General features: G+C 69.9%; 16 protein-coding genes. 11 read left to right on the forward strand and 5 right to left on the reverse strand.

Features of this window, described 5'->3' with window-relative positions:
- Positions 1-163: 163 nt before the first annotated feature.
- The gene (gene lexA, locus ACFWX1_RS25930) at positions 164-832 is read right to left on the reverse strand and encodes a transcriptional repressor LexA (protein ID WP_378391581.1); all 669 of its coding nucleotides are present in this window, start codon (positions 830-832) and stop codon (positions 164-166) included.
- Between the two features lie 360 nt (positions 833-1,192).
- On the opposite strand from lexA, the gene ACFWX1_RS25935 reads away from it, so the two are divergent.
- The 5 genes from ACFWX1_RS25935 to ACFWX1_RS25955 all read left to right on the forward strand — a co-directional run bounded on the left by ACFWX1_RS25935 (position 1,193) and on the right by ACFWX1_RS25955 (position 8,685).
- Entirely contained in the window at positions 1,193-1,678 is a 486-nt protein-coding gene (locus ACFWX1_RS25935; RefSeq protein WP_378391484.1) for a LysM peptidoglycan-binding domain-containing protein, read from the forward strand.
- A 313-nt stretch (positions 1,679-1,991) separates the two neighbouring features.
- Positions 1,992-2,483: a transcriptional regulator NrdR gene (nrdR, locus tag ACFWX1_RS25940; protein ID WP_378326443.1), complete on the forward strand. Its 492-nt coding sequence runs from the start codon at positions 1,992-1,994 to the stop codon at positions 2,481-2,483.
- A 36-nt stretch (positions 2,484-2,519) separates the two neighbouring features.
- Positions 2,520-6,533, forward strand: a complete 4,014-nt coding sequence (locus tag ACFWX1_RS25945) for a vitamin B12-dependent ribonucleotide reductase (protein ID WP_378391486.1) — start codon at positions 2,520-2,522, stop codon at positions 6,531-6,533.
- Positions 6,534-6,678: 145 nt separating this feature from the next.
- Positions 6,679-7,497 (forward strand): RNA polymerase sigma-70 factor, encoded by an 819-nt coding sequence (locus ACFWX1_RS25950; RefSeq protein ID WP_378391583.1) that lies wholly within the window; start codon positions 6,679-6,681, stop codon positions 7,495-7,497.
- A 78-nt stretch (positions 7,498-7,575) separates the two neighbouring features.
- Entirely contained in the window at positions 7,576-8,685 is a 1,110-nt protein-coding gene (locus tag ACFWX1_RS25955; protein WP_378391488.1) for an NAD(P)/FAD-dependent oxidoreductase, read from the forward strand.
- Between the two features lie 40 nt (positions 8,686-8,725).
- Here ACFWX1_RS25955 and ACFWX1_RS25960 read toward each other — a convergent pair whose 3' ends face one another.
- Together ACFWX1_RS25960 and ACFWX1_RS25965 are read right to left on the reverse strand one after the other, a co-directional pair.
- Positions 8,726-9,151: a DUF2871 domain-containing protein gene (locus tag ACFWX1_RS25960; RefSeq protein ID WP_378391490.1), complete on the reverse strand. Its 426-nt coding sequence runs from the start codon at positions 9,149-9,151 to the stop codon at positions 8,726-8,728.
- Between the two features lie 63 nt (positions 9,152-9,214).
- Positions 9,215-9,595, reverse strand: coding sequence for a nuclear transport factor 2 family protein (locus ACFWX1_RS25965; protein ID WP_378391492.1), 381 nt, complete (start codon positions 9,593-9,595; stop codon positions 9,215-9,217).
- 64 nt (positions 9,596-9,659) lie between these two features.
- On the opposite strand from ACFWX1_RS25965, the gene ACFWX1_RS25970 reads away from it, so the two are divergent.
- Positions 9,660-10,247 carry a TetR/AcrR family transcriptional regulator gene (locus tag ACFWX1_RS25970; protein WP_378391493.1) on the forward strand — a complete coding sequence of 196 codons (588 nt, stop codon included), beginning with the start codon at positions 9,660-9,662 and terminating at the stop codon, positions 10,245-10,247.
- Positions 10,248-10,369: 122 nt separating this feature from the next.
- Entirely contained in the window at positions 10,370-10,741 is a 372-nt protein-coding gene (locus tag ACFWX1_RS25975; RefSeq protein ID WP_378391495.1) for a hypothetical protein, read from the forward strand.
- Here ACFWX1_RS25975 and ACFWX1_RS25980 read toward each other — a convergent pair whose 3' ends face one another.
- Complete coding sequence (locus tag ACFWX1_RS25980; RefSeq protein ID WP_378391497.1) at positions 10,742-12,754, reverse strand: prolyl oligopeptidase family protein; 2,013 nt, start codon at positions 12,752-12,754, stop codon at positions 10,742-10,744. It abuts the gene before it with no gap.
- A 178-nt stretch (positions 12,755-12,932) separates the two neighbouring features.
- Between ACFWX1_RS25980 and ACFWX1_RS25985 the strand changes: the two genes are divergently transcribed.
- The 3 genes from ACFWX1_RS25985 to ACFWX1_RS25995 all read left to right on the forward strand — a co-directional run bounded on the left by ACFWX1_RS25985 (position 12,933) and on the right by ACFWX1_RS25995 (position 14,981).
- Positions 12,933-13,922: a neutral zinc metallopeptidase gene (locus ACFWX1_RS25985; RefSeq protein ID WP_378391499.1), complete on the forward strand. Its 990-nt coding sequence runs from the start codon at positions 12,933-12,935 to the stop codon at positions 13,920-13,922.
- Positions 13,923-14,001: 79 nt separating this feature from the next.
- A complete protein-coding gene (locus ACFWX1_RS25990; protein WP_378391501.1) occupies positions 14,002-14,460 on the forward strand; it encodes a hypothetical protein in 459 nt (152 codons plus the stop codon).
- 89 nt (positions 14,461-14,549) lie between these two features.
- A complete protein-coding gene (locus ACFWX1_RS25995) occupies positions 14,550-14,981 on the forward strand; it encodes a CBS domain-containing protein (RefSeq protein ID WP_378391503.1) in 432 nt (143 codons plus the stop codon).
- 3 nt (positions 14,982-14,984) lie between these two features.
- Here ACFWX1_RS25995 and ACFWX1_RS26000 read toward each other — a convergent pair whose 3' ends face one another.
- Positions 14,985-16,526 (reverse strand): DUF4139 domain-containing protein, encoded by a 1,542-nt coding sequence (locus tag ACFWX1_RS26000; RefSeq protein ID WP_378391505.1) that lies wholly within the window; start codon positions 16,524-16,526, stop codon positions 14,985-14,987.
- An 89-nt stretch (positions 16,527-16,615) separates the two neighbouring features.
- Between ACFWX1_RS26000 and ACFWX1_RS26005 the strand changes: the two genes are divergently transcribed.
- Positions 16,616-18,424, forward strand: coding sequence for a Xaa-Pro dipeptidyl-peptidase (locus tag ACFWX1_RS26005; protein ID WP_378391507.1), 1,809 nt, complete (start codon positions 16,616-16,618; stop codon positions 18,422-18,424).
- The last annotated feature ends 11 nt before the right edge of the window (positions 18,425-18,435 follow it).

Below are 18,435 nucleotides of genomic sequence, written 5' to 3' on the forward strand. Positions count from 1 at the left end.
CGTCGTTCTTCTCTGGGGCGCCCGGCGGGGCGCCGCGGGGGGGGGGGGGGGGCGCCCGCCCCCCCCCCCCCCGCGGGGTGTGGGGGTTGCACCCCCACAAGACACCTGAGCGGGGCCGGCGGTTCGCGCTTTTCGCGAACACACCTCACCCCAACCGCCCCGCTCAGAGCCGTCGCAGTACCGCGACCACCTTGCCCAGCACCGTGGCGTCGTCACCCGGGATGGGTTCGTACGCCTCGTTGTGCGGCATCAGCCAGATGTGCCCGCCCTTGCGTTTGAACGTCTTGACGGTGGCCTCGCCGTCGATCATCGCCGCGACGATCTCGCCGTTGTCGGCGGTCGGCTGCTGGCGGACCACCACCCAGTCGCCGTCGGTGATGGCCGCGTCGACCATCGAGTCGCCGGTGACCTTGAGCAGGAACAGCTCGCCCTCGCCGACGATCTCCCTCGGCAGCGGGAACACGTCCTCGACGGCCTGCTCGGCGAGCACCGGGCCACCGGCGGCGATCCGGCCGACCAGCGGCACGTACGCCGCCTTCGGCATGGACGGCTGCTGGTCCATCTCGATGCCCATGGGGTTGTCGTCGGTGGACGCCAGTACCCCGACCGCGCGCGGCCGGTTCGCGTCCCGGCGCAGATATCCCTTGCGCTGCAGCGCGCGCAGCTGATGGGAGACCGAGGAGGTCGAGGTCAGCCCGACCGCCTCGCCGATCTCGCGCACGCTCGGCGGGTACCCGAACTTGCTCACCCAGGTCCTGATCACGTCCAGCACCTGCTGCTGGCGCACGGTCAGCGCGTCGTCCACGTCGTAGATCTCGGGCAGGGGGTGCACCTTCGCCGTGCCCCCGCGTGCACCTCCCGTCTTGCCGCCCGTCGCCGAGTCCTTCTTAGCCACTGCGTCGCCTCCCAGACGTTCCACGTTTCCCGCCGGCGGCGCCCACGGTCGCGGGCGCGCTCACCGGCGGCATCTGCCCGGCAGATGCCCTGGTCACCGACGTTAGCCCCCGGCAGCGTCGATTTCAAACATCTGTTCGACGGACACGCCGTGTCCCTCTCGATTTTGTCGGTGCGGGGTGGTAGACCTTCGCACGGACGTTCGATAGAACGCCTGTTCGGTTCGAACCGATAGCCGGTGCTCAGTGCCCCGGCCGGGCCGGACAGCAGGACGGTGCAGGTTACGAGGAGGTCCGTGATGTCCATTCTGGCCGAACGCGGAGTGGTCCGCCCGGTCGACACCGGCTCGGCGCCCCTGCCGCCACGGGTGCGGGTGTCCCGGGGCAGGCGCGCGGAGGCGCTGCGCCCGCCGACGAGGGCGCGGGTCGTGGCGGGCAGGCGGGCGGTGCCGGTCGGCTGCGCGACACCCCGGCGGCGCGCGGTCCGGTGGCCGTTGCTCGCCGCGCTCGCGGTGGCGACCTGTCTCGTGATCACCGGATTGGGTCTTTTCGCGCACGGCGCGCCGGGGGCGGCGGTGCCCGCGCGGACCGCGGCGGTGTCGGTCGAGCGGGGCGACACGCTGTCGAGTCTTGCCGAGCGGTTCGCGCCATCGAGCGACCCTGGCGCGGTTGTCGACCGGATCAAGGAGCTCAACCGCCTGGACGACGCCGTGCTCGTGCCCGGGCTGCTGCTCACGGTGCCGGTCGCCGACGGCGCGGCGGGCGCCATGACCGACGGGCGGTGATGTGTCAAGCATTCCCGGCCGCCGTGGGGGATTTCCCTGTTTCACCCGGTCGTGGCGGTTGCGAACCTCCTCGGTGCGATCTAAGGTCGACCGCTATATGTAGTAGTTACACCGCTGTAGTTGGTCCACAGGTTGGGGTAGACTCGGTACCAGTTGTCCACAGCTGGCCGGTGTTCACCCACCGGATGTCCACAAGTTGATCACCAGGTACACCGCAGCACGGGTGCCCGGTGAGCGCGGTTCCCGGTTGCGCGTGGCTGCCGGGAGGGACGTCGAACGGGGCGGCCGGCACGGAGGGGAAGGTGATCGGCGGATGAGGTGCCCGTTCTGCCGGCATGCGGACTCTCGGGTCGTCGACTCCCGAGAGGTGGATGAAGGCCAGGCCATCCGGCGGCGGCGCTCGTGCGCGCAGTGCGGCCGGCGGTTCACGACCTCGGAGACGATGGTGCTCGCCGTCGTCAAGCGATCCGGGGTCACCGAGCAGTTCAGCAGGGACAAGGTGGTCAGGGGCGTCCGGCGGGCGTGCCAGGGCAGGCCGGTCGACGACGACGCGCTGCAGCAGCTCGCGCAGCGGGTGGAGGAGTCGATCCGCTCGGCGGGGCTGGCGGAGATCCCGAGTCACGAGGTCGGCCTGGCGATATTGGGCCCGCTGCGGGAACTCGACGAAGTCGCCTACCTCCGCTTCGCCAGTGTCTACCGCTCCTTCTCGTCCGTCGAGGACTTCGAGAAAGAGATCGCGGACCTCCGTGAGGCCATCACCGCGGGTCGTGCTGCGCAGGACGAAAGCGATCAGCGCGGGCGGTGAACAACGCCGTCCCCGTGCGGGAGTGAGGGAACACCCATGACCGAGACCGTGGGAGCAGACGGCGCCGCCGCGGCGGGCAAGAGCAGGAAGAAGGCACCGAACGGGCTGACCGTGCGGCGGGTCTTCACCACCGAGGGCGTGCATCCCTACGACCAGGTCACCTGGGAGCAGCGGGACGTCGTCATGACCAACTGGCGCGACGGCACCGTGAACTTCGAGCAGCGGGGTGTCGAGTTCCCGGAGTTCTGGTCGGTCAACGCCACCAACATCGTCGCCAGCAAGTACTTCCGCGGCGCACTCGGCACACCGCAGCGCGAGCACAGTCTCAAGCAGCTCATCGACAGGGTCGTGCGCACCTACGCCGGGGCGGGCTCCGAGCACGGCTACTTCGCCACGCCCGCCGATCTCGAGATCTTCGAGCACGAGCTGACCTGGATGCTGCTGCACCAGGTGTTCAGCTTCAACTCGCCGGTGTGGTTCAACGTCGGCACGGCGTCCAAACAGCAGGTCTCGGCCTGTTTCATCCTCGCCGTCGATGACACGATGGAGTCGATCCTCAACTGGTACCGCGAGGAAGGCCTGATCTTCAAGGGCGGCTCCGGCGCCGGGCTCAACCTCTCCCGCATCCGGTCCTCGAAGGAGCTGCTCACCTCCGGTGGCACCGCGTCCGGCCCGGTCTCGTTCATGCGCGGCGCGGACGCGTCCGCGGGCACCATCAAGTCCGGCGGCGCCACCCGGCGCGCGGCGAAGATGGTCGTCCTCGACGTCGACCACCCCGACATCGAGGAGTTCATCCAGACCAAGGCGCGGGAAGAGGAGAAGATCAAGGTCCTCCGCGACGCCGGGTTCGACATGGACCTCTCCGGCGCGGACATCTCCTCGGTGCAGTACCAGAACGCCAACAACTCGGTCCGCGTCTCCGACGAGTTCATGCAGGCGGTCGAGACCGAGGGCCAGTTCGGCCTGCGCGCCCGGCTCAGCGGCGAGGTGATCGACCGCGTCGACGCGAAGAAACTGTTCCGCACCATGGCGCAGGCCGCGTGGGAATGCGCCGACCCCGGCCTGCAGTACGACGGCACGATCAACGACTGGCACACCTGCCCCGAATCCGGCCGCATCACCGCATCCAATCCGTGCTTCCCTGGGGACCAGCGGGTGATGACGGACGCCGGTCTGGTGCGGATCGGTGACCTCGTCCGCCGGGCATCGCTCGGCGAGCCCTTCGCGGTCTACACCCATGATGTGACCAACGAGGCCGATCCCCGGTCGCGGGTGATCGCCACCCAGCCGACGCGGTACATGATCACCGGCACCAATGAGATCGTCGAACTGCGGTTCAGCGACGGGTCGAGGCTGCGGTGCACGCCGAACCACCGGGTCTGGACCGAAAACCGTGGCTGGGTACGGGCCGAGCACCTCGAGGACACCGACCGTGTCGTGCGTTCGCTCGAATACGCGCCGCGGCCCCACGCTTCGGCGGCGTTGCCCGCGCTGGCGGTTCAGTCGGCGACCCGCGCACCGGGCCGGGCGTTGGCGGCCGTCCCGGAGAAGTGGGACACCGAGCTGGCACATTACCTCGGCTGGCTCGTCGGTGACGGATGCGTGACGAAGTCCGGTGCGGTCACTGTCTACGCCGGTGGATGGGAGTGCGAAACCCTGCTGCCGCGTCACCGGAAGCTGCTGGCCGGCATCACCGGCTTCGAGAGCAAGCCCAGTGTGCAGTCGAACGGAACCGTGCAGCTGCGCGCCCTGCGGACCCGGTTCGAGTTCATGCTGCGAGCGCTGGGGGTTTCCGACGGGAAGGCCAAGGACAAGGTCGTCCCGGAGTCGATCTATGAGGCGCCGGAAGAAGCCGTCACAGCGTTCTTGCGTGGTCTGTTCGACGCGGACGGGTGTGTGGTGAACCAGGTCGGCAAGGGCACCAGGTATGTCGGGCTCGGCAGCCGCTCCGAGGAACTGCTGATCGGAGTGCAGGAGCTGCTGGCGAGCCTGGGGATCAAGGCGCGCATCTACCGGACAGGCACCAAGACCCGCTCGTTCGCCTACGTCGCGAAGGACGGGAGCGAGCGCACGTACGGCAGCGACGGGCCGAGCTTCGATCTGCGGGTGAGCGGGCGCCACATCCAGCGCTTCGCGGAGAAGATCGGCTTCGATCACCGGGACAAGGCGGCCAAGCTGAGCGCGGTGCTCACCGAGTACCGGACCTATGATGTCGACGAGTCGGTGCGCCTGGTTTCCCGGGTATCCCGGGGCTTCGAGACCACATTCAATCTGACCGAGCCCCGTAACCATTCCTATGTGGTCGGCGGCACCGTAGTGGCCAACTGCTCGGAGTATATGCATCTGGACAATTCCAGTTGCAATCTCGCTTCGCTGAATCTGCTGAAATTCGTCACCGAGGACGGTCGGTTCGACGCGCCACTGTTCGCCCGTGCCGTCGAATTCGTCATCACCGCGATGGACATTTCCATCTGCTTCGCGGATTTCCCGACCGAAGCGATCGGGGACACCACCCGCAAATTCCGTCAGCTCGGAATCGGCTACGCCAACCTCGGCGCCCTGTTGATGGCGCTGGGCCACGCCTACGACTCCGAAGGCGGTCGCGCGCTCGCCGCGTCGATCACCTCACTGATGACCGGTGTGTCCTACCGGCGCTCAGCCGAGCTGGCCGGGGTCGTCGGGTCGTACGAGGGTTACGCCCGCAACGCCGAGGCGCACCAGCGCGTGATGCGCAAGCACGCGGCGGCCAATGAACTGGTCCGCACTTATCACGAAAATGATGCCGCTGTTCGCGGGTTGGCGACCGAAGAATGGAAACGCGGCATCGAAATCGGTGAAGTTCACGGTTGGCGAAATGCACAGGCTAGTGTATTGGCTCCGACGGGAACTATCGGATTCATGATGGATTGCGATACCACCGGAATTGAGCCGGACTTCTCCCTTGTGAAATTCAAAAAGCTCGTCGGTGGCGGGTCCATGCAGATCGTCAACCAGACCGTGCCGCGTGCGCTGACCGCGCTCGGTTATCAGGGCGAGCAGGTCGAGGCGATCGTCGAATACGTCGCGCAGCACGGGCACGTCGTCGACGCGCCGGGGCTGCGGCCGGAGCATTACGAGGTCTTCGACTGCGCGGTCGGTGAGCGTTCGATCGCGCCGATGGGGCACGTCCGGATGATGGCCGCGGTGCAGCCGTTCCTGTCCGGCGCCATCTCGAAGACGGTCAACATGCCGGAGTCCGCGACCGTCGAAGAGGTCGAGGAGATCTACTTCCAGGGCTGGAAGCTCGGGCTGAAGGCGCTGGCCATCTACCGCGACAACTGCAAGGTCGGGCAACCGCTGTCCACCGGCAAGAAGGACAAGGCGGAGGCCGAGCCGGAGAAGGTCGTGGAGTACCGGCCGGTGCGCCGCCGCCTGCCGAAGAAGCGGCCGAGCCAGACGGTGTCCTTCACCGTCGGCGGCGCCGAGGGCTACCTGCACGCGGGTTCCTACCCGGACGACGGGCTCGGCGAGATCTTCGTCAAGCTCGGCAAGCAGGGCTCGACGCTGGCCGGAGTCATGGACGCCTTCTCGATGTCGATCTCGGTGGGCCTGCAGCACGGTATCCCGCTCGAGTTCTACGTCTCGAAGTTCTCCAACCTGCGCTTCGAGCCGGCGGGCATGACCGACGACCCGGACATCCGGATCGCCACCAGCGTCATGGACTACCTGTTCCGGCGCCTCGCGCTGGACTACCTGCCCTACGAAAAGCGTTCGCAGCTGGGCATCTTCACCGCGGACGAACGGTCGGCCCAGGTCGAGGCGAGCTACCCGGCCTCGGGCGAGAACGTCGACCTCGAAACCCTGCGGTCCACTGTGGACTCCTCGCCCGCGCCGCGGCGCGCGGAGTCCGAACCCGAACAGCAGGACGCGCACACCACGACCGAGCTGATGGAACTGCACCTCGGCAAGGCCGCGGACGCCCCGCTGTGCATGACCTGCGGCACGAAGATGCGACCCGCCGGTTCCTGCTACGCCTGCGAAGGCTGCGGCGCAACCTCCGGCTGTAGCTGACCGGCCCGAGCCGATCGGATGGGGGTTCGAACGGGCCCCATCCGATCGGTTCGGACGCGCTAGCATCGGGGAGGTGACGGTGACGGGGCCCGAGGTGACGCTGTTCGAGCAGCAGCGCCGCCGGTTGTTCGGGCTCGCCTACCGCATGCTCGGTTCGGCCGCGGAAGCCGAGGACATCGTGCAGGACGCGTTCCTGCGGTGGCACGGCGCGGACCGGGATCGCATCGAGGCGCCTTCGGCCTGGCTGGCGAAGGTCGTCACCAATCTCTGCCTCAACCGGCTCTCCTCCGCGCAGGTCAAACGCGAGAGCTACGTCGGCCCGTGGCTGCCCGAGCCGGTGCTCACCGGCGACGGCGCGCTCGGTCCACTTGAGACGGTCGAACAGCGTGACTCCGTGTCGCTGGGGGTCCTGATCCTGCTTGAGCGGCTGACGCCGCCGGAGCGCGCGGTGTTCGTCCTGCGGGAGGCCTTCGGGCATCAGCACCGGGAAATCGCGGAGATCCTTGAGATCGACGAGGCGCACTCGCGGCAGCTCCACCTCCGCGCGCGTAAGCACGTCGCGGACGCGCGAACCCGGTTCGCGGCGGAGAGCGAGCAGCAACGCCGCATCGTGGAGCGTTTCCTCGCCGCGACGCTGGACGGCGACGTCGCCGGGCTCGAAAAGCTCCTCGCCGAGGACGTCGTCTCGTGGGCCGACGGCGGTGGCACGGTGACCGCGGCGCGGCGCCCGATCGTCGGCAAGGACCGGGTGCTGCGGTACCTGCTCGGCATGAGCGGGCGGCCGGAGGTGGCGCTGGTCCGCACCGAGATCGCCGAGGTCAACGGGCACCCCGCGGTCCTGTTCCACGTCGGCGACGTCCTCATGGCCGTCCTCGCGCCCGAGGTCGACGGCGATCGCGTCACCGCCGTACGGATGGTCGTCAACCCGGCCAAGCTCGCGTTCGTCACCACCCAGCTGGGGTGAGGACGCTCACGCCCGGACCTGTCACGGATCGCCCCGGTCACCGGTTCTCCCCTTCGTGCCACGAAAGGGGACGCATCCATGACTCACCGCATCGTGATCCTCGGCGCCGGATACGCCGGGCTCGGCGCCGCCAAACGGACCGCGAAACTGCTGCGCGACCGCGACGTCCGGATGACGCTGGTCGACCGGGACGGCCGGTTCTTCGAACGGGTACGGACGCACCAGCTCGCCACGGGACAGGAACTGCGCGAACGGCGCTTGCCGGACGTGCTGGCCGGGACCGGGATCGACCTCGTCACGGCGACCGTGACCGGCATCGATCCGGACGGCAGGACGGTGCTGCTCGACGCGGAGCCGCACGCGGTCCTGTACGACACCCTGGTTTACGCGCTGGGCAGCGGCGCGGACGTCGACGCCGTACCTGGCGTTCGTGAGCACGCCTTGACGGTCGCCGATCCGGCCGGAGCGGAACGGCTGAACGCTCGGCTGGACGCCCTGCCCGCGAAGAGCGCCGTCGTCGTGGTCGGTGGCGGGCTCACCGGCATCGAGGCCGCGACGGAGATCGCCGAAACACGGCCGGATCTGCGCGTCGAGCTGGTCTGTGACGCGCCGATGGGCGGCTGGCTGTCCGGTCGTGCCCGGCGCCACCTGCACAGGGCGTTCGAGCGGAGGGGAATCGGGCTGCGCGAAGGAGTTCGTGTCGCCAAGGTCGGCCCGAAGGAGATGTTGCTGGAGGACGGCCGGAGCGTGCCCGCCGACGCCGTGGTGTGGGCGGCCGGTTTCCGTGTTCCCGCGTTGGCCGCCGAAGCCGGGCTCGCCGTGGACGGACACGGCCGGATGCGGGTCGACGACCGGCTGCGCTCGGTGTCGCATCCCGAGGTCTACGGCATCGGCGACGCCGCGGCCGGGCGTGCCGCGGGTGGGCGGGAAACCCGGATGTCCTGCCAGACCGGGCTGCCGATGGGGCAGTTCGCGGCGGGCGACATCGCGCGCGAGCTGACCGGGCGGCGCCCGAAACCGGCCAGGATCCGCTACGAGTGGCAGAACATCAGCCTCGGTCGCCGCGACGGTGTCACCCAGTTCACCCGCGCCGACGACAGCCCGGTGAACGCGGTGCTCACCGGGCGGATTTCCGCGTGGTTCAAGGAGATGATCACCCGTCTCGCGGCCTGGATGACCGTGCGCTGACCCGGGCACGGGCCGGGAGCGGGTGCCCCGGCCCGCCGTGTCAGGCCTTTTCCGCCTTGGCGCGCGGGAAGATGCCGCGGTGCAGCAGGATCAGGAACACCACCAGCCCGGCGGACAGCAGGATGTGCCCGAGCCCTGCCATCCCGGCGATCGCGGCGCCGGAGTTCTTGCCCAGCACGGTCAAGGTCCCGTGCACGACGAGGAACGCGACCGTCCACAGTGTCCCGACATTGTAGAGCCAGAAGAACCAGGCGAACAGTTTCCGGTGCGCGCTCAACGTGAACAGCTTCTCGAGGCCGACGACGATCAGGAAGAACAGCGTGCCGAGCGCGAGCAGGTGGGTGTGTACCACCGAAAGCTGCGTGTCGCCGGTGAAATCGTTGGCCTTGGTCAGCTCGCGGTAGTAGAGCCCGGCGAGCAGGCCGAGCGCGGTGTAGGCGACGACGGACCAATAGAGCTTCTTCATGCGTTTCCTGTCTTCGTCACGCGGCGGTGGTGGCACCGCGTGTCCGGTTCGGGGGGTGGGCGGTCAGGGAGTCCGGGTGATCTGGTCGATGTGGCGCAGCCTGCCGTCGGGAGCGAGGCGCCCGAACAGGTAGACCTCCGTAACGGTCTCGCGTCCCTTGCGCGTCGCGGCGCTCAGGGTGTAGCGCGCGGCGATCCGGTCGCCGGTCACCAGCGTCTCGGCGACGTCCACGCGGCAGGCGGTCATGTTCCTGCGCACCGGGCGGGCGTGCGCGACGAGTTTTTCGCGGTCGAGCCGGATCCCGTCGCTGACCCAGACGATGCCGGGGGTGTGATAGCGGTCCACGATCACGGCCGGGTCCTCGTCGCCGAAGGCCATCTGGTCCACATAGGACTCAAGGTACCCGGCGAAGTCCCGCGCCGGGCTCGGATGGTCGGTCCCCATCAACTCGCTCCTTTAACCTTGACAATGCTGTCAAAGTTAGCGCGGGGCACTATCCTTGACAAGGATGTCCGAGATAACTCCCCGCCGTCGCAGGCGGGCCGACGCCGAACGCAGTGCCGCCGCGGTCCTCGACGCGGCGATGACGGTGCTCGCCCGGCGTCCTGACGCGAGCGTGGAAGACGTCGCGGCCGCGTCCGGCGTCAGCAGGCAGACGGTCTACGCGCACTTCTCGTCCCGGGACGCGCTGCTGTCCGCCGTGGTCGAGAAGATCACGGCCGAGGCTGTGGCCGTGTTCGACGCGGCCCGGCTCGACGAGGGCCCTGCCGCCGAGGCACTGCTCCGTTTCCTCGACGCCGGATGGCGGATGTTCGAGCGCTATCCCCTGCTCCAGGGCCTGCCCTCGGTGGACGCCGAGACCGACCGCGCACGGCACGAACCGGTGCTCGCTCGGCTCCTCGGCCTCGTGCGGCGTGGTCAGCGGAGCGGGGAGTTCGACCAGGGGGCGTCCCCGGAGTGGCTCCTCGCCGCCACGGTCGCGCTCGGCCATGCCGCAGGGGAGCAGGTCGGTGCCGGGCGGCTGACCGCCGACGCGGCGCTGGCGGAACTCCGCCGCTCAGTCCTGCGCGTCTTCGGTGCCCGGAAACCCGGGTGACAGCGCGTGGCGCGCGCCGGATACTGCACGGCGTGGAGATCACCTCGGGCGACCGTACGGGAGCGGCGGGCTTCGGGTAGCTCCGCGGGGAAGTTCCTCGCGGTGTTACCCAGGGAGCTGTCGTGTCCCGCACCGCACACCACGTCCCGCCCGCGCACCGGAGTCCGTCCCGGCACGGGTGGAATTCCGTCGCGCTCACGGATCTGCGTTACGACCACGCCGCGTGGCGCCAGGCCCGCCTCGAGCGTCGCCGCGTCCGCCCGCGGCTGATCCGCCGTCGCGTGGAGGTCTGCGCCTTCCCCCGTTCGATCCCGCACGACCGCGAGATCTCCCGGCTGGCCCGGCTCGCCGAGCGCCGCGCGCGGCAGCGGCTGCGCCGGGAACTCGCCGTGCTGCGCCGCGAGGTCAACGCCCGCGGCCGGATCCGGGCGGGCACCGGGAACGACCCGGAGCCCGCCCGGCACCGCCACGGCGCGGGGTGGCACGCCTGGTGATCAGCCCGCGAGCCGCTCCCACAGGAATTCCAGCATCAGCGCCCATTTGAAGGCCAGTTGCTCGTTGTCGGCGGCCGCGCCGTGGCCGCCCTCGATGTTCTCGTGGTAGCTGACGTCGTGGCCCAGCTCCCGCAGCCGCGCGACCATCTTGCGTGCGTGCGCGGGGTGCACCCGGTCGTCCCTGGTGGACGTCACGAACAGCGACGGCGGGTATTTCCGTCCACTGTGGACGTTCTGGTACGGCGAGTACTCCCCGATGAACTCCCACTCCGCAGGGTCGTCGGGGTCGCCGTACTCGGCCATCCACGACGCGCCCGCCAGCAGCCGGTGGTAGCGCCGCATGTCCAGCAGCGGCACCTGGCTCACGATGGCGCCGAACAGCTCGGGATAGCGGGTCAGCATGACGCCCATGAGCAGGCCGCCGTTGCTGCCGCCCTGGATGCCCAGCCGTTCCGGGGTGGTGATGCCGCGTTCGGCGAGATCCGCCGCGACCGCCGCGAAGTCCTCGTACACCTTGTGCCGGTCGGCCTTGATCGCGCTCGTGTGCCAGTCCGGCCCGTATTCACCGCCGCCGCGGATGTTCGCGACGACGTACGTGCCGCCGCGCGCGAGCCAGCCCCGGCCGATCACGCCGCTGTAGCCCGGGGTCAGCGACACCTCGAAGCCGCCGTACCCGGTGAGCAGCGTCGGCCCGCCTTCGGCGCCGGAAGGCTGTACGACGAAGTACGGGATCTGCGTTCCGTCCAGCGACGTCGCGAAGTGCTGGGCCACCGTCATCCCGGTCGAGTCGAAGAACGCCGGTGCCTGCCGGAGCACCTCGACCTCGCCGCCGACCTGTCCGTAGCTCAGCGTCGACGGTTGCGTGTAGCCGCTGGAGTCCAGCAGGTACTCGTCGTTGAGGTCGGGTTCGGTGTCGGTGATCTCGGCGCTGCCGAAGTCGGGCGCGCCCGCCAGAGGCTCCTCCGCCCAGCCGCCGTCGCCGGGGGTGAGCACACGCAGCTCGGTCCGGACGTCCTTCAGGACGCCGAGCAGCAGATGGTTGCGCGTCCAGGCCCAGTAGTCGAGCGAGGTGTGCGGGTCGGGCCGGAACAGCACGGTGAACGCGCGCCCGCCCGCCATGAAGTCGTCGAACCCGATGGCGAGCAGCGAGCCCGCCGGGTAGCGGTCGTCGCCGACCGTCCACGCCGACCGCGGTTGCACCAGCAGCCATTCACGGTGCACCGAGGTGCGGGAGTCCTCGGGGACGTCCACCTTGACGAGCCCGCCGGGGGTCCGCAGATGCCGTTCGGAGCGGTAGAAGTCCAGCGACCGGTAGACGAAGTCGCGTTCGTAGCCCACGGTCGGGTCGTGGTAGGCCGACACGGAGACGTCGTCCGGCTTGCCCTCGAAGACCGTTTCGGCCTCCTCCAGCGGGGTGCCCCGCCGCCATTCCTTCGCCAGCCTCGGATACCCCGACGTGGTCAGCGAGCCCGGCCCGAAATCGGTGCCGATGTAGACGCGGTCCGCGTCGATCCAGCCGATCCGGGTCTTGGCCTCCGCCACGGTGAAGCCGTTTTCGACGAACGCGTGCGCGTCTAGATCGAATTCGCGCACGACGGTCGCGTCGGCGCCGCCGCGCGACAGCTCGACCAGGCCCAGCCGGTAGTCCGGGCGGAGCACGACCGCGCCCTGCCAGACCCAGTTCTCACCTTCGGCCTCGGCCAGCGCGTCGACGTCGAGCAGGATCTCCCAGTCCGGTTCGCCCCGCCGGTACTCCGCCAGCGTGGTGCGCCGCCACAGTCCGCGCGGATGCGCCGCGTCCTGCCAGAAGTTGTAGAAGTAGGCACCGCGGCGGCGGATGTACGGGATGCGGTCGTCGGCGTCCAGCACCTCACGGATCCCGTCCCGTATCTCCGCGAAGCGCGTGCCGCTGGTGAGCTCGGCGAGCGTTTCGGCGTTGCGGGCACGTACCCAGTCCAGCGCTTCGCCGCTGGTCACGTCCTCGAGCCAGAGGTACTGATCTTCCACACTCATCCTCACAGTCTCTCCGTAGGATCCTGTCCTGACCGCCACCGGGTGGGTGTATTAATTTCGTGATCCGGTCACCGGCGGATATCCGTATGCTGGATCCCGCTCCGTGTGATGTCGTGGCCGGAGGGGGAGCGTGCGCGCGGACGACCCGCGCCGCCGCCGAGGGGATCCAGGGGAGAACGTGACTGATGCCGACAGACCGTCCGGCGTGCCCGCCATGGCCGAGCCGCCACTGAGCCGGCAGGCCGGGGCGTACCCGGAATGGGCACCCGCGACCGGGAGACTCCCGTCGCGCGGCGGCCGTCGCCGGGCTTTCTCCGGCGCGGTCGTAGCGGCCGCGCTGATCGTCGTCACCGTGGCGGCCATCGCCGCGGCGGGTCCGCACCGGATCGCGGGGCACGCCGTCGCGGCGCCGGGCGCCGACGGGACGCGGCAGGCCGCCGACCCCGGCACGAGCGGCCAGGCCGCCCCGAGGGCGGTGCCGCGCCTGGCGGACAACGCGTTGCTCGCCACCGGGATCGCGCTCGGCCCCGCGTCCTGCTCCCTGCCCGAGCTCGGCCGCGCGCCCGCCCAGCTCGAGGCGTTCTACCGGGCGCTGCTGGACTGCCTCGAACAGTCCTGGCGCCCCGCGCTGGACAAGGCGGGCGAGCCGATGGTCGCGGTGGCGTTGTCGTTGAACCTCCCCACGCACAGCGCGTGCGGGGACGCGCCGTCGAAGAACGAGGCCGTCGCCTACTACTGCGGGGGCGACACCACCATCTACGCGCCCACCGAATGGATGCTCGCCGACGCGAACCTCAACCGCGCCCGGCACATCGCCACGATCGCCCACGAGTACGGCCACCACGTCCAGCGGCAGAGCGGCATCCTGGCGGCGGCCGCGGCCAGGATGTCCTCGCCGAACCAGGACACCGCGGCCGACAAGGAACAGGTGCGGCGGATCGAACTGCAGGCCAACTGCTTCGGGGCGTTGTTCATCGCCGCGGCCTCGGGCAAGGGCTCGATCACCGCGTCGCTGGCGAACGCCGGTGTCGCCGACTACGGCCGCGCGCAGGACAGTGACACGCACGGGACCCGCAAGCACCAGCTGGTGTGGGCGAAGGCCGGGTTCGAAGGCCGGACGACGGCGGCGTGCAACACCTGGTCCGCGCCGGTCGCCGAGGTCGGTTAGGCCGTTCCCGCCCCGGTGAACGGCCGGGGAGGACGCTGGGCGCCGGAACTGTCGGTAGTGGCCGATACGGTGCGAAGCGATGGATGACGACGTGATGATCGAGATCAACGCGGGCCTGCAGCAGCACATCGGCGGTGATCGTGCGGGAGCCCGCGTCCGCTTCACCGCGCTGTGGGAGCGGATCGGCGAGGACGGCGATCCGCTGCACCGCTGCGCGCTCGCCCACTACATGGCCGACGTCTGTGACGATCCCGCCGAAGAGCTCGCCTGGGATCTGCGCGCGCTCGCCGCGGCGGATTCACTCACCGACGAACGCGCGCAGGCTTACCACGCGACGTTGGCGGTGCGTGGTTTCTATCCGTCACTGCATCTGAACCTGGGGGAGGACTATCGCAAGCTGGGCGATTTCGCCGAGGCACGGCGGCAGCTCGCGCTGGCCGGGGACAAAGTGGACGCACTGGGTGACGACTCCTACGCGGAGGGGATTCGGGCGGGGCTGAAGGCGCTGGCGGAGCGTCTCGATGAGCCGTCCCAATAGCACGGTTCTCCCGGATGCGCAGGACTTTCGTAGGGAGCCGTCCGGCCCTAACCTGGTGTGATCCACCTCACCGGAGGAGAGGGATCGTCATGAGGATCGCGGATCTGCTGCGCAGGAAGGGAACCACGGTCGCGACGGTCACGCCGGAGACCACCGTGACCGCGCTGCTCGCCGGCCTGGCCGAGCACAACGTCGGCGCGATGGTGGTGATCGGGCCCGACGGCGGGATCGCGGGCATCGTGTCCGAGCGTGATGTGGTGCGGCGGCTGCACGACCGCGGCCCGGCGCTGCTCGACGGCCCGGTCGCCGACATCATGACCAGACTGGTCGCGCACTGCAGTCCGGACGACTCGGTCGAAAGTCTCAGCGTGCTGATGACCGAACACCGGATCCGGCACGTCCCGGTGCTGTCCGAGGGCAGGCTCGCCGGGATCGTCAGCATCGGCGACGTGGTGAAGAACCGGATGGAAGAGCTGGAGAAGTCGCAGGAGCAACTCCACGCCTACATCTCGCAGGGCTAGCCGCTACTCCCGCCAGCCGCTGAGGTCGACGCCCTTCGCGACGTCGACCCGGTAGCCGAGGGTGAGCGTGCTCGTCGCGCCGGGCGCGATCTTCAGCCGCCACGTGAACTCGCCGAGCTGAGTGGTCTCGGCGGGCTCGGGCGTCGTACGCACGTCCCGCACGGTGATGGCGTCGTCCCGCGAAACCGGTGCCTGGTCGAGCACGGTGAGTACCGCTTCGGCAGGCCCGTGGTTCGTGATCGTCGTGCGGTATTCGGCTTCCCGCCGTCGCTGTCCGGACAGCGTGGCCTTGCTCGCGGTGCGGCGGACGAGTTCGCGTTCGATCCGGATCCGGTCGTCCACGCCGAGGGCGAGTTCGAGTTCCTCGCCCGGCGCCCACGTTTCGATGTGCGTGCTGCCGACGAACTCGGTCTCGTGGAACACGGACGCCTTGCCCGCGCGCAGCGTGTGTTCCGACGTGTTGACCACGGTGGCGCGGAGGTAGGCCTCCTGCGTGAGTACCGGTGCGGTGACGTAGCCCAGTTCGGCGGGGAACTCCAGGTGCGCCAAGGTCGTCCGGTGCCCCTGTGCGCCGGAGGGTACCGCGACCGGCCGCGTGACGCGGTAGGTCATCGCCGTCGCGCCCTGCTCGGCTTCGGCGACCGGGCGGGGCATCCGCCTCGGCGCCATGGCCATTTCCGCGCCGCCGGGGGCCGCCGGGGCCGCGCCGCCGTATGCGGCGACCGGACGGAACTCCTGTGCCCGGTCGAGATACCACGGCTCCAGTTCGGGCACCGTCACGCTGGTCGCGGGCCGGGCGGTGGAGAGCGCGAGCGCGCATTCCGGCCAGTCCTCGCCGGTGTACTGCGACACCAGGCCGAACGACGTCACAGTGACGTCGGAGGAGCCGACCCGGACGTCGTAGCCCGGTTCCCAGCTCGCGCCGGAGACCACATAGGACAGTTCGAGTTCGGCTTCGCCGCTGTCGGCGGTCGGTTCCAGCTCGACGACGACGCTCGTACTGTCCTTTTCGGACTGTGCGCTGTGCTCACCGATCCGCCGGTCGAGCGCGGCCAGTTCGTCGCGGAGCCGGTCGAGCCGCGCGGTGAGGGCGCGCTTTTCCTTGAGCGCGGCGGAAAGCTGCGTGCCGAGCGCGCCGGTGACCTCGGCGACACGGCCGGGTTCGGCTTCGCCGTTCGCCAGTGCCTTCGCGAAACTGCCGCCGCTGCGCCGCGCCAGGCTGGTGAGCAGTCCGACCTTCGCCGCCGCGGCGGCTTCCTCGTCGGCGACGCCGTCCACCGCGTCCTGCCCGGCCTGCCGCTGCTCGACCAGCTCGCGAAGGGCGGCGTCGGCGGGTTCGGTATGGCGTTCGACGCGCACGTCGACGCCGACGATCCGGGCGGGGCCAGAGCCGGCGACCCGCACCGAGCCGGCGTCCAGGGCCAGCGGCAGCCCGGCGAAGGCGATCCGGGGCCCGCCGGCCACGTCGACGCGGCCTCGGCGGGTGATCCGGGCCTGCTGCGGATAGACGGTGACGGCGACGATCGGCGCGGAAACAGTCGGCATGGCCCCGACGTTAGTCTCTTGACACCGGATCGGCCGGAACGGAAATCTCGGAGCGGTCGTCGTCCGCTTCGTCCCGGCTTGGGGGCCTCGTGAGATCCGCTCGGTTCGCCGTCCTGTTCGCCGCCGTGCTCGCCCTTCCCCTGGTGCCCGCCGCGGCGCTGGCCGACGCCCCGCCCGCGCCGGTGTTCCGCGACGGCCAGGCCCAACCGGTGTTCGACCCCGCCGACGTCATCCGCGAGGACGTCTGGGTCACCGCGCCGGTGGACAGCGACCACGACGGCAAGAACGACCTCGTACACGCCCAGGTCGTGCGGCCGCGCGCGACGGCTCAGGGCATGAAGGTCCCGGTCGTCTACCAGGCGAGCCCGTACTACGCGGGCGGCAACGACGTCCCCAACCACAACGTCGACGTGGAACTGTCGGTCCCCGGCCGCGACCGCGGCCCCGAAGGCGCGCGGGTGGCTTCGCACGGCGTCGGCCCGTACGCGGCCCCGATCACCTGGCGCTACCAGGACTACTTCACCGCCCGCGGATTCGCCGTCGTGTACGGGGAATCGCTGGGCAGCGGGCAGTCGACCGGCTGCCCGACGACCGGCGACGTGAACGAGACGATCGGTGCCCGCTCGGTGATCGACTGGCTCAACGGCCGCACCCCGGCCCGCGACGCCGGCGGGACGGCGGTCAAGGCGGCATGGAGCACCGGCAAGACCGGCATGATGGGCGTGTCCTACAACGGAACCCTGCCCAACGCCGTCGCCAGCACCGGGGTCGAAGGACTCGAGACGATCGTGCCCATCGCCGCGATCTCCAACTGGTACGAGTACTACCGCAACGCGGGCGCGGTCGTCGCCGCGGGCGGCTACCAGGGCGAGGACGCCGACGTGCTCGCCGGATACGTCTACACCCGCGCCGACCGGAAGGTCTGCCGTCCGGTGATCGACGGGCTCACCGCCGGCCAGGACCGTGTGACCGGGGACTACAGCCGGTTCTGGGACGTCCGCAACTACCGCAACGACGTCGGGAAGGTGCGGGCCTCGGTGCTCGCGGTGCACGGGCTCAACGACTGGAACGTCAAGACCGACCAGGTCGCGCAGTGGTACGCGGCGCTGCGGCAGCACGGGGTCGAGCACAAGATCTGGCTGCACCAGTCCGGGCACGCCGATCCGTACAGCCTGCGCCGCGACGTCTGGCTCACGACGTTGAACAAGTGGATGTCGCACTACCTCTACGGCGTCGGCAACGGGATCCAGAACGAGCCGAAGGCGACGATCCAGCGAGAGGACAAGTCCTGGGTCGACGAGGCGGACTGGCCCGCGCCGGGAACCTCCGACGTCAAGGCCTATCCGTGGCCGGGCGGCGGTGCGAAGGGCACGCTGGACCTGCGGAACCCCGTGCCCGGCAACGGAAACGTCGAGCGGCTGGCCGACGACGCGAGCAAGACGATCGAGCAGCTCGCCGGCCTGCCCTCGTCCGGGAACCGCCTGCTGTACGCGACGTCGGCGGCGAAGCAGCCGCTGCGGCTTTCGGGAACCGCAAAGGCGGATCTGGCGCTGTCGTTCGACCGGCCCGCCGCGAACGTCACCGTGGTGCTGCTCGATCGCGCGCCCGACGGCTCCTCGCACGTGATCAGCCGGGGCTGGACCGATCCGCAGAACCGGCACGACATCGCGCGCACCGAACCGATCACGCCGGGCCAGACGTACCGGATCGGCGTCGAGCTGATGCCGAAGGACTACATCCTCGCGGCGGGCCACCGGCTGGAGTTCCTGCTGGCCTCGAGCGACCACGACTTCACCCTGCGGCCGAAGCCGGGCGCCGGCCTGGCGCTCGACCTCACCCGGACCTCGGTGACGCTTCCGGTGACCGGCGGGAAAGCCGCGCTGCGGTCGGCCTTCTGACGCGCTACCCG

Origin of the sequence: Amycolatopsis sp. NPDC059021 (assembly GCF_042739895.1) — a bacterium.
Taxonomy (GTDB): domain Bacteria; phylum Actinomycetota; class Actinomycetes; order Mycobacteriales; family Pseudonocardiaceae; genus Amycolatopsis.